This window comes from Psychrobacter sp. PL19, from assembly GCF_017875835.1.
GTDB lineage: Bacteria > Pseudomonadota > Gammaproteobacteria > Pseudomonadales > Moraxellaceae > Psychrobacter.
On sequence record NZ_JAGING010000001.1, the window covers coordinates 1 to 15,467 of the forward strand.

Consider the following 15,467-nt stretch of genomic DNA (forward strand, 5'->3'; position numbering starts at 1 on the left):
ACATGCACTACACCATTGTTGGCAGCAATATCTGTTTTAAGAAGAACCGCAGTACGGCCTGTCTCGTCCATCAGTTTGCCATCAGCAGTAACTGTTAGCGTGTCCTTGCTAGCCGTCATGAGATTGCCCGCCATTACGCTTTTGGCGTAGATTGGCGATTTACCATCAATCACATGATAACCTAAAACTTTAGTGAGTAGTGGTTTATTAGCAAACAATTGCGCCTTAGTCATGTTACTTTCTTGTAATAGCTGCACAAAGGCGTCATTGGTTGGTGCAAAGACCGTGTAGTTACCTTTAGGATCAGATAACATTCCGCCTAGACCAGCAGCTTGTACCGCCTCAACCAACACTGAGAAATCAGGGTTGCTTTGAGCAACTTGTACGATGTTCATTCTTGCCATGCCTTCAGTGTTCACGGAAGCATTTGCCATAGCCTGAGCGCTCATACCACTATCTTTCTGTGGCATCATATTATTACAAGCGCTAAGAGCAAGTGCTGATACAGCTAATGTACCTATAGCAGCAATTTTAGTGAATGTCATAGTGTTATCCTTAATAATTGAGTATGTGCTACTTATCTTGTTAAGTTCTTACCGTTTAGCATGTTCTGTTCCAAGGTCAGTCATTTATAATCGATATTCATAATTATTGGCTAATAGTTTGCCATTAATAATTAATTAGTAGCACTTACTAAATGCAGTCCCTTATCAACTTAAATTAACATATAAAGTAACCTTAACTACCTGCGTTTATGCTACTTTTTGTAATACCTGTGTAAGTTTTGTCTACTTTTGAAACAAAACTATGAGTTTTATTTTGTTATTGAAAATTATTGTACGAGTATTAAGTATTTGATAGTTGTTAACCCATAGTATCCTTGATGTTGGCCCTGATATTAGCATGGTAATGTCTTTGAATTTTTTGAGAGTGTTAGCTAGAGCTAGTGCATTAATTGCCGTTTGCTGGCAAGTTGACCACTCATATTTATAATTGTTATTTATCGTGCCTCTTAATTGCTCAAGATGAATAATCACGTGAGCGCGAGCACCGCCTTTTTCATGCTAAAATACCAACGATTTGGCCCTTTTCTTTCTTTAATTTTTAACCTTTCCGCTTTCACTCCTATTTCATAAAATTGACAATATAAGTAGTGTTCCTATGACCTCGACAACCTCTTCTCAAGCTGATAACACCCCTACTACCGCCACGCTGCCGGGCGACGATTTTATCCTGATCCCACCAGCGGTATTTCCATATAAAGCGCAACAGCTAACAGTAAGAGCGCGTATTACTGAACAAATGGCATCAAGAATCTTGATGTTAGATGGCGCGATGGGTACTCATATTCAGAACTATAAGCTTGAGGAAGCCGATTATCGCGGCGAGCGTTTTACCAATATTAGCCAAGATGTACGAGGAAATAACGACTTATTGGTGCTGTCACAGCCGCACATGGTAAAAGAGATTCATCTTGCCCACCTTGAGGCAGGTGCTGACATTATTGAGACCAACAGCTTTAACGGTACACGTCTATCGATGGCCGACTATGATATGGAATATCTGGTCCCTGAACTAAATAAGGCCGCGGCGAGAATTGCTCGCGAAGCTGCTGACGAATTTAATGCTAAGACCCCAGAGAAGCCGAGGTTTGTCGCTGGAGTGTTAGGGCCCACATCGCGTACCTGTTCGCTGTCACCTGATGTCAACGATCCCGCGTTCCGTAATATTACCTTTGATCGCTTGGTACTTAATTATCGCGAGGCGACATTAGCGTTAATGGAAGGCGGGGTTGATATCATCTTGATCGAAACAGTCTTTGATACCCTAAACGCGAAGGCAGCTATTTTTGCAGTAACCGGTGTGTTCGATGATATCGGCTTTGAGTTACCAATTATGATATCAGGTACCATTACTGATGCGTCCGGTCGTACACTATCAGGGCAAACAGCTGAAGCCTTTTATAACTCTGTTCGCCATGCCAAGCCACTTTCCGTTGGCTTTAACTGTGCATTAGGTGCCGACGCACTAAGACCTCATATTCAGACGCTATCAAATATTGCCAATATGTATGTGTCCGCACATCCAAACGCGGGCTTGCCCAATGAGTTTGGCGAATACGACGAAACCCCAGAAGAAACCACAGCGCTGCTCAAAGGCTTTGCAAAGGCCGGTATTTTAAATATTGTCGGTGGCTGTTGTGGCACCACGCCTGAGCATATCCGCCAAATTGCTAACATGGTCGCTGAGTTTGCGCCACGCGTCATTCCTGAAATTCCACCGGCCTGCCGTTTATCTGGACTTGAACCCTTTAACATTACTTCTGATAGCCTGTTCGTCAACGTTGGTGAGCGTACTAACGTGACCGGCTCTAAGAAGTTCTTACGTTTGATTAAAACCGAAGCCTATAATGAAGCCCTCGATGTGGCTCGTGATCAGGTCGATGGTGGGGCGCAAATCGTCGATATTAATATGGACGAAGGCATGCTAGATTCTAAGCAAGCGATGATTCACTTCGTTAACCTAGTCTCTGGTGAACCCGATATCAGCCGGGTGCCCTTGATGCTGGATTCGTCTAAATGGGACATTATCGAAGAAGGCTTGAAGCGTACCCAAGGCAAATCCATCGTCAACTCCATCTCCTTAAAAGAAGGACATGCTGAGTTTGTTGAGCGCGCCAAGTTATGTATGCGCTACGGGGCGGCGGTCATCGTCATGGCCTTTGATGAAGACGGACAAGCCGACACTTACGAGCGTAAAACTCAGATTTGTAAGCGTAGCTATGACGTATTGGTCAATGAAGTAGGCTTTCCTTCTGAGGATATTATCTTTGATCCTAACGTTTTTGCGGTTGCCACCGGTATTACCGACCATAACAATTATGGTGCTGACTTTATTAATGCCACACGCTGGATTACCGATAACCTGCCCAATGCCATGGTGTCAGGCGGCGTATCAAACGTGTCGTTCAGCTTCCGTGGCAACCCTATCCGTGAAGCCATCAACTCAGTATTCCTCTATCACACGATACAAAATGGCCTAACGATGGGTATCGTTAACCCCGCCATGCTGGAGCTGTATGATGACATTCCTAAGGAGGCCCGCGACGCCATCGAAGATGTCATGTTCAACCGCAATCAAGGCGAAACAGGACAGGACGCCACCGAAAGATTGATGACTGCTGCCGAAAACTACAGCTTTGGTGGTAAGAAAAAAGACAGCACCGTTGATATGACTTGGCGTGAGGGTACGGTTGAAGAACGTATTGCCCATGCTTTAGTCAAAGGTGTCACCACCTTTATTGAAGCGGATACCAAAGAAGCCTGGGAGAAATATCCGCGTCCGCTTGAGGTCATCGAAGGGCCGCTCATGGACGGTATGAACATTGTTGGCGATTTATTTGGTGCCGGTAAAATGTTCTTACCGCAAGTGGTCAAATCCGCTCGGGTGATGAAGCAGTCAGTCGCCTGGCTTAATCCGTACATTGAAGCCGAAAAAGTCGAAGGAGAAACCAAGGGTAAAATCCTGATGGCGACCGTCAAAGGCGACGTCCATGATATCGGTAAAAACATCGTCGGTGTGGTGCTCGGCTGTAATGGCTATGATATTGTCGATCTTGGCGTAATGGTACCCTGTGATAAAATCCTCGATACTGCCATCGCTGAAAAAGTCGATATCATTGGATTGTCAGGCTTGATTACACCTAGCCTTGACGAAATGGTCTATGTTGCCAAGCAAATGCAAGAACGCGGCATGACCTTACCACTGATGATTGGTGGCGCAACCACTTCCAAAGCGCATACCGCAGTCAAAGTTGAACCGCAATATCAGAACGACGGGGTCATCTATGTGTCTGATGCGTCACGCGCAGTCGGCGTAGTCACCAAGCTACTATCAAAAGAAAACCGCCAAGCATTAATTGATGACACTCGTGCAGAGTACATTAAAGTACGCGAACGCTTAGCAAAACGCCAACCGAAAGCCGCGAAACTGTCTTATGCCGAATCAATCGAAATTGGCTTTCAGCACGACTGGGACAACTATGTGCCCCCTACTCCTAATCATTTAGGGCAAGTGATATTTGATGATTATCCAATAGATAATCTAGTCCCCTATATTGACTGGACTCCGTTCTTTATCTCTTGGGGACTGGCCGGTAAATATCCTCAGATATTACAAGATGAGGTAGTTGGTGAAGCCGCACGCGACTTGTTTGACAATGCCGAAGACATGCTCAGAAAAATGATTGACGAAAAATTAGTCGTTGCCAAAGCCGTGTTTAAAATTGCGCCAGCACGTCGTACTGGTGCGGATACGGTTAGCGTCTATGACCACGATGACATGCACGACATGCACGACATGCACAGCGACACAGCAACCTATCAATTTGAGCATCTACGTCAACAAAGTGACAAAGCCAGTGGCACACCCAACTATAGCCTAGCAGATTTTATCTCACCATCAACTGATCGTACTGATTATATTGGCGGCTTCACCGTTTCGATAGCAGGTACCGAAACAGTCGCTGAAGCGTATAAAACCAACGGCGATGATTACAACGCCATCATGGTACAAGCCTTGTCTGACCGCTTAGCAGAAGCCTTCGCTGAGCATTTACATAAGCTGATTCGTAAAGACTATTGGGGTTATTTGCCTGAGGAAGGCTTGAGTAATGCGGAGCTAATCAAAGAAAAATACGTCGGTATTCGACCTGCGCCTGGTTATCCTGCTTGCCCTGAACATACCGAAAAAGGCAAACTATTCGACTGGCTCGGCACGGTCGATGCGATCGGTACGACCTTGACCGAAAGCTACGCGATGTGGCCTGCTTCCTCGGTCAGTGGGTTTTATTACTCGCATCCTAAAAGTGTCTACTTCAACGTAGGTAAGATCAGTATGGATCAGGTAGAGAGTTACGCTGACCGTAAAGGCTGGGACATGAAAACCGCTGAGAAGTGGTTGAACCCGAATATGTAGGGGTAGATAGTTGGATTAAAGATGTCGAAACTTAAAGGTTTAGACATCTTTAATATCTTAAATTGCATATCAATTAAGTGACAAATTTATTCAGAAGCCCATTTAAGATAAGAATTTTGAAGTTGGGATTCAGAAATATTAGGAGCACCTTGCCTTGAATAATAACTTGCATACCTTCCAATCAAATCTTTCAGAAAAGGCTGAGAAATTGTAGCTACCCTTCTGAATGCTTCGACATCTGAATTGAAGGCTGACTTAAGAAAGTTTACCTGATGCTGAAAATCTATAATACCAGCTGAAAATTCTTCATTTTTGTAGATAAAAGAAGGAATGAAATGTAATCTATTAGAATGAGAGTTTGTTAAATACTTTGTTAGGGCTTTAACTTTTTTGCTTTTAGGACTTGTATTCACAATATTTAATTCTTCAGATATATCTGATAAATCACTTATTTGCAAACATAGTACATTTGTAATACTATCTTTACCAAAATCACAAGCTGGTGTTATCACAACATATCGCTTCTTTTCATAGTAGAAAATATCGCCAGTAAAAATACTCTGTTTTATAGGCCCAGTAATGAAAAACTCTGCGGGAAAGTAATCAGAAAACTCTTGATCTTCCTTAGATATATCTAAATACTCCTGAAGATGAAAAATAAAATACCTAATTAGCGATTGTTTTTTATCCTCCTCACTTCTGATATTATCTTCAATCCAAGGTGACAGCGATGTCGAGAGATGCTCCCAGTATATGGTATTAATATATTCTTCAATCTTACCCGTGCGATTTAGAATGTCAGTAATTCCAGTAGAATGAATATTAACAAACTCTTCTATGAAATCAAATGTCTCACCTTTTACAAATATTCTATATAAATCATTTTCTATGTCATCATCATCTATTAACTGATGAGTTGTTCCAGAAATAATAAATACTGGAAACCGTTCAGTTCTTTTAATGAGTTTAATGACATCTAGACCAGAAGAGTCTTCTCCCCCTTGGTTTTCAAGATCAAGATCTATAATTGCACCATCAAAGCTATTTTCAGTGATACTTAACATATCAATTGCTTCAGCTTTATTTTTAGCTACATCTGAGAAAAACTCATACTTGTCCTGTTTTTTATTAAATATTCTTATAGTTCTTATATAACTCTCTACTACATCTGGATTATCCTCAACTATTAGGATTCTTAATTTATTTGACATCGTTTGGTACCTTAATTTTTATTTCAAAACATGCGCCTTCGTCGCTTTCTAAAGCATAAAGCTTGCCTTCAAGTCTCTCAACAGCCTCTCCTGCTATAGCAAGTCCTAGACCAGTGGCATCGTCAGTATCTTTTGTAGTAAATCCAGGATCAAAAACGTCTCCAGATACTATATAATCTTCTTTAATTCCAGGACCGTTATCTTTATAAAATATCGAACACTCATTTGATAACGACATATTAGCTTTGACTTGAATTAATTTATCATCAGTATCTTTTTTAGAGAGCCAAAAAATACTATTCTCTATTAGGTTAGTGAAAGCAACCTCTAAATCCTGCTCCCAACCATAAGCTAGTATATTATGATCGATATCTATTTGAAATTCTATTTTTGAGGTTTTCAACTGTACATCAAATATCTTAAAGCTATTCTGAATTGCTTTATTTATCAAAAAGCTTTTCTTTTTAGATCTTCTTTGGCTAGCTAATGGTGTTATTCGTTTATAAAGGCTAGATAAATCTTGAGCATTTTTTTTGAAACCAAAAATTATATCTTTAATATCGTTTAAAATATCTTCATCGTTTCCTTTTTCGTACATTTCAAAACTGTCAATTAAATTTTTTGATTCTAACTGAAAATACTGTAGAGGTTTTCTACCTTCGTGTATAACAACATTCACTATCTTACCTAGAGTTGCCTGACCTTGGTATACAGCTATCTGTCTCTTAATATCCTCTAATAGCTTAGATTTCGACTCTTCCTTTTTTGTTATTAGACCTATTATTTTTTGATATGTTTGCTCATCAACTTGTTCATCAAAGTTTTTCCTGATTACATCTTTCAAATCTCCAAAATCAAACAAATCATTGATTTGAAAATCGATAGTATCCTCTCTGCTTCGACCTTTTCTAGATTTTTTTCTGAAAGAAAAACGTTTCAGTTCTAATTCTCTTATAACATCTTCTAAAATATGTTTTAAACCTTTGAAACTTGCATTTTCTTTAAGACCGTCACGAGCACTTTTTTCATTTAACCCTGACAACTCTTCTGGTTGAATCGTTACAAATCCAACTATTTGATTGTTACCAATTCTCATTGACGGATTTTGAATTCTTCTATTATCAAGTTTCAACCAATCTACACCTTGATTACCGTACGGACTAATGCGAAACTTATTTTTATATATATTTACTCCATATACACTGTTTAGCTCTCTACGAGCTTGCTGTTTACCAATTTTCTCTTGAGATATTGGGTCAATCAAACCTTTGTCTATTAGATTACTAAATGCATCAGCCTCTCTATCAAAAACTCTTAAATCCAATTCAATTTTACCGCAATGTCTTTCATCTTCAGTAGGAGCAATATTCTTCGTGAATGAATGTATTTGCCTAGCATTTATATCTACAGCATTTTCATAGGTTAAACTAGCCTTACCATCACTATCTACGGTTCCATGTATTCTATAATCATAGAAGTCAATTATCGGATATCTTTCAACGTCAATCTCTCCACTCTTGAAATCATATGGAGCATTAATGACTTCTAAACTAATCTTAAAGTCATCTTCTTCAAACTCATCGAAAGGCGTTACTAACTTTCTCAATTCATTAATTAGTTTTTCAAGACTATCTGCATTCCAATAAGATTTTTTATCGTCTTCATCTAAACTCTGGTTTTTAGCTATTATCTCAATAGTTGTACCCGTTTCATAACGCCCAGCTTCAACTTCTACTAACAACTCTATGTCTGATAAAAACTTATCTGAGCTAAATTCGTTCCAATCTAATATTATTGTTGTCTGCTCTTTTTCTACACGTGAAATAAGCGTTAATTCTTGACCTAATATAGCTGATGCAAACCTTCCAATACCTTTACGTCCTTGGAGGGCTCTTTCGAATTTCCTGCTAGTTTTTCTAATTAATTTATCATCTGTAGCTGGAACAAGCCATTTGTTGATAACGGTATTAGAATCCATACCATGGCCATTGTCTATGACTTTTATCGATAATACTTCTTCATCGTTTTCAATTCTATACTTAAAAATGATTTTGACAAATGAAGCGTCAGCATCATATGAATTTTTGATCAACTCCATCAATGCTGCGTTAGAGTCACCAATTAAGTCTTCTCCAATAGTTTTGATTAATCTTGCTGAAGGTCTTATGTTGTATGTTAATTCAGTCATAAACTTCCCTTTATTTCTTCAGCTATTCTTAAAGCCATTAATGGCGGTACAGCATTACCAATTTGTTTAAAAGCAGCACTTCTTCCACCTTCAAAATAATAACTATCAGGGAATGACTGAATGCGAGCAGCTTCCCTCACTGACAACGACCGTACTTGCTCTCTACTAGGGTAGATATAATAATGTCCATCTTTGGCAATATGAGCAAGTACAGTATGACTGTAATTATCAATATCTACGACTTTGAAGCGATCAGTAAATGAAGTCTGATTTTTGTGTGTTTTCAATCGTTCTGGTAAATCAGCATATTTAAGCCTTTCTTTATTACTCAGCCATTTATCAATAGCTATTCTATATATCTCTAGATCTCTATCATTGTGCGATCTTGCGACATGCTGAGTAACGAAGTCTACATCACTACGAATAGCGTATTTTTTAAGATACTCATTAGTATCTTTTGCATACTTAGTGACAGGGTTTAAATCACCTGGATTGAGATGTGCTAAATCTTCTAAAATATCGGCTACGGTATATGGATTGGACTCTGCTACAAGTTCAGGATAAGAAAAGCCACTACCTTTTTTCCAACCAATAATAATTACACGCTTACGGTTTTGAAGTACACCATAATCAGATGTATTTAATACTCTTGAATCTAGCTCGTAACCTAATGTTCTAAAATATACTTTAATATTATTAAAATACCTGCCTTCTTCTGCACTTAGTATTCCTAGAACATTCTCGAAGACAAACACTTTTGGATTATATCTCTTAAGGAAACGAGCGTACTGTCTATACAGTAAGTTTCTTGGATCATCCTGTTCTAATTTATTGATACGATGCCGACCAACGACAGAATACGCTTGACAAGGAGGTCCACCAATAATTAGATCAACCTCCCTACCTTGACATAACTCATCAATACGGTTGAATATATTTGTATTATTATCACCGATTGACGCGTTAATGACATTATTAAGCTTATTCAGTACATTTTCTGATAAGTCTTCATGCGAAATATTGCCCAATAGATAATCGTAATATACCTGCAATTTATTAGCTTTTTTCAAAGCATAATAGTAATTTCTAGTTTCAAGCGTTTTACAAGCATGAGCATCCATTTCAACATGGGCGATTGGCTCAAACCCTACTTTCACAAAACCTTCCGACAACCCGCCAGCACCTGCGAATAGGTCAATAAAAGTCATTTTTTCCATCAAACGCTCACCTAAAAACATATAACCTTGAATGATATCATGTTATCAGAATAAGGCTCATTATGATTCAATATTATCAGCATTCATTCTTCTGTGACCGCTCCAAGCAATAAACCATATACTCTTAGAAAAGCTAACCCTACAAACAAAAAAATAAGGCCACGAATGGCCTTATTTTTTAACTGTTTTTATTTTTTAGCTATTTCTGATAGTAGGGATAATCACTATAACCAATGTCAGTGCCGCCATACATAGTGGCAGGGTCGGCCTCATTGAGTGGCCAGTTGTTGGCTATGCGCTCAGGTAAGTCGGGATTAGCAAGAAAAGGACGACCAAAGGCAAATAAATCACCATAATCTTTGGATAACATATTGACTGACTTCTCTACAGTATATTTACCTGCATAGATAATACGTCCTGAAAACTCTGCTCTGACCGCTTGATAAAATGACTCCGGTAAATCAGGAGCATTATCCCAATCGGCTTCAGCAATAGATAAGTAAGCAATGCCCGCTTGTTCGAGCACTTTGACCGCTTCAACATAAGTGTGGTGAGGGTCTGATTCTACTAAACCTAAATACACGCGGGTCTCGTTGGTACTAGCAAATAAAGGCGCAAACCGCACACCCAGACGATCAGCACCAACGACGTCACTGACAGCTGCGACGATCTCTTTTAAGAAGCGCAGACGATTGGTCAGCGAACCCCCATATTGGTCATCACGTATATTACTGTGCTCAGAGATAAACTGATTCACTAAGTAACCATTAGCACAATGAAGTTCTACACCATCAAAGCCAGCTTCTAATGCATTACGTGCTGCTTGAGCGTACATATTTACCAGATCGCCAACCTCGTCTGTGCTAAGGGCACGTGGTACGCTTGGATCATCTAAAGCCCCTTCGCCTGGGCCTGTTTCGATGAATACTTTTACATTATCAGCAGCTATAACAGAAGGACCGATAGGTTGGGCTGCGTTTGGTTGTAAGCTGGTGTGAGACACGCGGCCTACGTGCCAAAGCTGAGCAAAAATAATACCGCCCGCTGCATGTACGGCTTGCGTTGTTTTTTTCCAGCCTTCAATTTGGGCTTGTGAGTGTATACCTGGTGTCCATGCGTAGCCTTGGCCTCTTGGCTCAATCTGTGTGCCCTCAGTTACCATAAATCCTGCTGAGGCGCGCTGTGCATAGTAGCTCGCCATCAAGTCGTTAGGAATATTGTCAGGTTGGGTGCTACGAGAGCGTGTCAACGCTGGCATCACAATACGATTTTTGAGCGTATACGGTCCAAGTTTTACAGATGAAAATAAAGTGCTGGTATCTAGATTAGGCTGTGTCATAAAACTCTCTTTTAAAGCAAACTAATGGGCTTATCATTTGAACCACGTCACCTGTTTTGAGGTTTGATTGGTTACTTAAGCAATATTGGTAAGCATAGAGTTTTACAGGTACAATTAGAAACAACCGTTTTTTGTTTAAGATACAACTATGAATGGTATTAATCGGCTCGATATCAAGCAGCTTAGAGTGCTACACGCGCTGCTGGATCTAAAAAACCTCTCGCAAGTCGCACGCAAAATGGGGCTAACGCAACAAGCCATTAGTGAGCAGCTGCGTAAGTTGCGCGATTTATTTGATGATCGCTTATTTATTCGCCAAGGCAATAGCATGGTGCCAACGCCAAAAGCGCTATCGATGCAGCAGCCCATTAGCCTTATATTAAAGCAGTTAGAAACACTGTTAGAGCCTGATGTGTTTTCGCCGCAGACCTATAAAGGTGTGTTTACGATTAGTGCGACCGACTACGCAACACAGGCACTGTTACCACAGCTGTTTAATATTACACGCCGAAAAGCACCCGGTCTAAAATTAATAGTACGCGACTTTGCCTCCGACAATATTAATCAGCTTATTACAGCAGGTGAGCTTGACCTGCTAATTACCTTTCCAGAATTCATTCCTGATAACTTAGCGTATGTGACTTTGCTTGAAGAGCAGCATTTATGCATTACCGGCTGTGGCAACGAATTTATAAAAGAGCCGTTAACATTAGCGCAAATTGCCGCTCATCCACAGCTGGTGGTATCCCCTTCGCGTGCGAATCTGCGCGGCTCTCACGATCAGTGGTTTGCAGCAAGAGGGCTTAAGCGAAATATTGTTATGTCGGTTCCTAGCTTTTCGGCGGTGCCCGATATCCTACATACCACCGATATGATTGCCTTCTATCCTGCGCGACTATTACCCAGTAGTAAGGTTAAAAAATTAGAAGTGGAGGACTTGCCACCGACATTCAAGGTCATAGCGGCATGGCATCCACGTACCAGCGACAGTCCCGTTCACAGTTGGTTAATTAAGCAACTACAAGAGTTATAGAAATATTAGTGCTTACTTGTTCTATCGTCGTGAGCCTTGCTCCGCCGACACTTCTCAGAGCAATAAATAACCTGCTCCCAATCCTTTTCCCACTTCTTGCGCCAGCTAAAGGGCCGCTGGCAGACGGGGCAGATTTTTTGCGGTAGGTTTACTTTTTTATGTGCCATCGTCTGCTTCCTTGTTCCCGTATATTTCTACTTCACTATTAACGCCTATTTATCTTCTTTTTGATGATCTAGCCCTTCGTATTTTTTCACGCGTCGACACTGATCTGAGCAATAGACCATACTCTCCCAGTTTTTATCCAACTTTTTACTCCAGCTAAACTCTCGGAGGCAAACCGGACATTCTTTTTTCCGTACATTTTTCTTTTTTTGTGCCATATATTTCTCATTAAATTGTTTAATACCTAAATTATTTAGGACATTAGTGACTTAACACTAATTTTAAAACTTAAAAGTTAACGACCCCACACTGGGGATCGAACCACTCCGCCTGCCTTACTGCTGATAGTATAACTTGTACCGCCAGATAATGACTGTATAACTAAACTACCACCATTTTGGGCACTGCCTTGCACATTTTTGGTTGGATAGACGGCATAACCACCACTTGGTGATAGGCGTGCTGGTTCATCCAGACCCGTTTCTGCTAGAGTGACGACTTGTCCGGTTGTTAGGGTCATCACCGCTGCTTGACGACCGTTCAGATAACCCATACGTGTGCCATCAAGACTGAGCTGGGGACTGGCTGCATAGCTACTGGTAGATATCTGAGTAGCATTACCCGTCGCGAAGTTATAACGATAGATACGTGGACGGCCAGCGCGGACTTTATCACTGGTATATACGAAGCTTTGCCCATCGGCAGCGTAGCTCGGCTGTACTTCGGTGCTTGGTAAAGTGGTCAATTGCGTGGTGGCGCCAGTGCTCAAAAGCATCTCATATATGTCGGCATTGCCACCAGCCGTCGAACTATACAGCAGCTTTTGTCCATCTGGTGAAAATGACGCAGATAAATTGCTACCATTAACGTTTACCACTAGATTATAAGCGTTGCTATTGCGATCATAAATATAAATTTTGGGCGACTGTCGTGGCACTTGCTTACTATAGGCCAATAGCTGTCCATTAGTTGACCAGGCTGGCGCATATATATAACCCTTGAGTTGCTCGATTAATTGTCGCTCGCTGCCGTCAGGACGAATGCTATAAAGCGTAGATATTTTAGCAGAACCTGCGCCCTGTTCTTCTACATAAGCAATACGACCTTGACGGTCTATGATGGGCATCGCCGCCGTTAACGGATTATTAGCCATACTACTAGCATTATGGGGCTTAATGGCGGTTGGCAAGGTGGTGCAAGCACTCAAAATACTCAAGGCCGCAGCAATAGTAGTGACAGCAACCACTCTATCGATCGAGCCGTACTTGACTGAACGCTGATGGATGGAGCCTTGATTGATAGGACACTGGTGAATGGTAGGACTAGTCATAAGGTAAAACTCAGTTGATTTTGACCACAAGCAGACATATGAATAATATATGATAAACAACACTACTCATATTTTAACTCAATTATCCATCAGCTTTGCACTAACGATACGCTAAAATTTACTTAATTTTTATTGGTTAATTGACTATTTATTGATACTGCTTATTGATACTGCCTATTAATTCTTCTGTGCCATAAAAAACGCCCCACTAGATTATAGTGAGGCATTTTTTATATATAAACCATTTAGCTTTTTTATAGTTATAAAGTTATTTAAGCTAAAAAGTTATGACTAAGCAATTATTAATAACCACTTATTTAGAAACTGCTTTGAACTGTGCAACTTGACTGGCATTTTCAATCATCAACATAGGCACATTATTCGCATTTTTACTTATACTATATTTACCTTGTACGGTTGCCATTGTAGCGGTATCAAAGCTGGCTTGTGGTTCAGGACAGGCCATCATGGTGCTAAGTACATTGTTTAATTTAACATTGCCGTTAACAATCGAGTATTCAGCACCTATGTTATTACAAGTATTCATAAAAGTAACGCGATCATTGCCGTTAACCTTCATGAAGTTTAGGATTAATGGCTTGGCTGGATCGAAGAATAGCTGGGTAACCTTAGCGCCATTAGTACGCTTGGCTTCAACGAGCTGCCAGTTATAAGCTTGTAACGCATCATTAGTAAGCGTCTGAGCAACTGGGGTAGTAACGCTTGGGGTTGTTTGGCAACCGGCTGCTAGCGTACCTACAGCCAGAGTTGCTGCCATCATTATTTTAGTCATGTTTTTCATATAAACTCCTGGAATAGTTAAATCGATAGTTAAATCGATAGTTAAATCGATAGTTAAATCAAAAATGGTACTGGTACTTTTTTAAATTGAATCGACTGTATTTTTATTTTCCTAATATCTACTATTTAATAAAACTTACTATTATTACTTACTATTATTTAGCTTAACTAATTAAACTTTACTGGCTTAAATAATGGGGCCAGTATGCCGTGACAATATGTGACTGTCATGACAGTTTATGTATATGCTTCAGACAGAGTTTGTTCTCAAGTAGGGTTGTTTTGCTACTAACCCTTGCTAGTTTTACTGGTACCTGCTAACTGATTATTAGGGAGTGTAGAAGACTATTATGTAATACCTCTCTAATTAATACCTCTCGATCATTTTATGTTACGAGACAGTTATTTTATAGATTTGCTTTTTTGAGATGACTGACCTGATCCCGGTATAAGGTTTTAGGATTGGGTTGACCACAATACTCTGTAGGCAGTGCTGCTGGAAACTTGGCATTGAATTGGGACGCACCATCAGTAGACAAGGCTACGAGCGATTGCCAACCATCTTATTCCTATATTTTTGCAATACTGATTTCTGAGCCGACGTCCGTAAAACCACCAATGAGCTCAAAGAAACCTAACGTAACCCGAGTGGTTATACTGCCTTTTGAAAATACTAATAAAGCTGCATCTGCCGTTTTTGAGCCTTGCTCTGGACTTGAGACTGCGGTGGCAGAAGCGACGTATTCTGGTGCCACCCCAACGACATAGCGAATATCAATACCGCCCTGACTGTGGCCAAATAAGTTTACTTTTGGACTTCCTAAGATGGCAGCAATGGTTCTAACCTGTTGCAGCAATTACTCGCCACGAATCTCACTGTTATTGATAGCAGAGGTTTTAGTATGATTTGAACTGGGGTTTTTGCTACTGACCAGTTTGCAACCGTTGGCATTGGCACAGTTGTAATATTGTGCGGCTTGAGCAAAGATAGTTTGCAGGGTTAACAGCAATATACCGGCACCAATAGCCCCAACAGTGGGTAAAAATGCAAAAGAAACGCCTCTATTTATGGGTAAACTTAGAATTATGGAGAAACTTAGAATACATTACGAATATCCTTGGTAATATTCAACAAGGTTCTGTTAACTTACTGCAAAATCAGACGACTATTCGGACGACTATATAGTCATTATGGTAATCATTATA

The 15,467-nt window shown here is 40.3% G+C and carries 13 protein-coding genes; 2 read left to right on the forward strand and 11 right to left on the reverse strand.

Annotation, left to right across the window (positions count from 1 at the left end; genetic code table 11):
* Positions 1-545, reverse strand: a 545-nt coding sequence (locus H4W00_RS00005) for a fasciclin domain-containing protein (protein WP_209955248.1), incomplete at its 3' end; no start/stop codon positions are given.
* A gap of 616 nt (positions 546-1,161) precedes the next feature.
* Here H4W00_RS00005 and metH point away from each other — a divergent pair.
* A complete protein-coding gene (gene metH, locus H4W00_RS00010) occupies positions 1,162-4,977 on the forward strand; it encodes a methionine synthase (RefSeq protein WP_209955250.1) in 3,816 nt (1,271 codons plus the stop codon).
* 86 nt (positions 4,978-5,063) lie between these two features.
* Here metH and H4W00_RS00015 read toward each other — a convergent pair whose 3' ends face one another.
* The 4 genes from H4W00_RS00015 to H4W00_RS00030 form a co-directional block, all read right to left on the reverse strand.
* The gene (locus tag H4W00_RS00015; RefSeq protein WP_209955252.1) at positions 5,064-6,188 is read right to left on the reverse strand and encodes a response regulator; all 1,125 of its coding nucleotides are present in this window, start codon (positions 6,186-6,188) and stop codon (positions 5,064-5,066) included.
* Positions 6,178-8,376 carry a sensor histidine kinase gene (locus H4W00_RS00020; protein ID WP_209955254.1) on the reverse strand — a complete coding sequence of 733 codons (2,199 nt, stop codon included), beginning with the start codon at positions 8,374-8,376 and terminating at the stop codon, positions 6,178-6,180. Before H4W00_RS00020 ends, H4W00_RS00015 begins: the two co-directional genes overlap by 11 nt.
* Complete coding sequence (locus H4W00_RS00025) at positions 8,373-9,593, reverse strand: DNA cytosine methyltransferase (protein WP_334684822.1); 1,221 nt, start codon at positions 9,591-9,593, stop codon at positions 8,373-8,375. The genes H4W00_RS00020 and H4W00_RS00025 overlap by 4 nt, the downstream gene beginning before the upstream one ends.
* A 199-nt stretch (positions 9,594-9,792) precedes the next feature.
* Positions 9,793-10,932 (reverse strand): alkene reductase, encoded by a 1,140-nt coding sequence (locus H4W00_RS00030; protein WP_209955257.1) that lies wholly within the window; start codon positions 10,930-10,932, stop codon positions 9,793-9,795.
* Between the two features lie 148 nt (positions 10,933-11,080).
* Here H4W00_RS00030 and H4W00_RS00035 point away from each other — a divergent pair, with 148 nt between their 5' ends.
* Positions 11,081-11,965: a LysR family transcriptional regulator gene (locus tag H4W00_RS00035; protein WP_209955259.1), complete on the forward strand. Its 885-nt coding sequence runs from the start codon at positions 11,081-11,083 to the stop codon at positions 11,963-11,965.
* 5 nt (positions 11,966-11,970) lie between these two features.
* On the opposite strand, the gene H4W00_RS00040 is transcribed toward H4W00_RS00035, so the two are convergent.
* The 6 genes from H4W00_RS00040 to H4W00_RS12520 form a co-directional block, all read right to left on the reverse strand.
* Positions 11,971-12,132, reverse strand: coding sequence for a DUF2256 domain-containing protein (locus tag H4W00_RS00040; RefSeq protein WP_209955260.1), 162 nt, complete (start codon positions 12,130-12,132; stop codon positions 11,971-11,973).
* 45 nt (positions 12,133-12,177) lie between these two features.
* Positions 12,178-12,348 carry a DUF2256 domain-containing protein gene (locus H4W00_RS00045; protein ID WP_209955262.1) on the reverse strand — a complete coding sequence of 57 codons (171 nt, stop codon included), beginning with the start codon at positions 12,346-12,348 and terminating at the stop codon, positions 12,178-12,180.
* 77 nt (positions 12,349-12,425) lie between these two features.
* The gene (locus tag H4W00_RS00050) at positions 12,426-13,460 is read right to left on the reverse strand and encodes a Xaa-Pro aminopeptidase (RefSeq protein ID WP_334684823.1); all 1,035 of its coding nucleotides are present in this window, start codon (positions 13,458-13,460) and stop codon (positions 12,426-12,428) included.
* Positions 13,461-13,773: 313 nt separating this feature from the next.
* Positions 13,774-14,262: an META domain-containing protein gene (locus tag H4W00_RS00055; RefSeq protein WP_209955264.1), complete on the reverse strand. Its 489-nt coding sequence runs from the start codon at positions 14,260-14,262 to the stop codon at positions 13,774-13,776.
* A 568-nt stretch (positions 14,263-14,830) separates the two neighbouring features.
* Positions 14,831-15,118, reverse strand: coding sequence for an esterase/lipase family protein (locus H4W00_RS12515; RefSeq protein WP_327193696.1), 288 nt, complete (start codon positions 15,116-15,118; stop codon positions 14,831-14,833).
* A complete protein-coding gene (locus H4W00_RS12520) occupies positions 15,119-15,271 on the reverse strand; it encodes a hypothetical protein (protein ID WP_327193697.1) in 153 nt (50 codons plus the stop codon).
* Positions 15,272-15,467 lie beyond the last annotated feature (196 nt).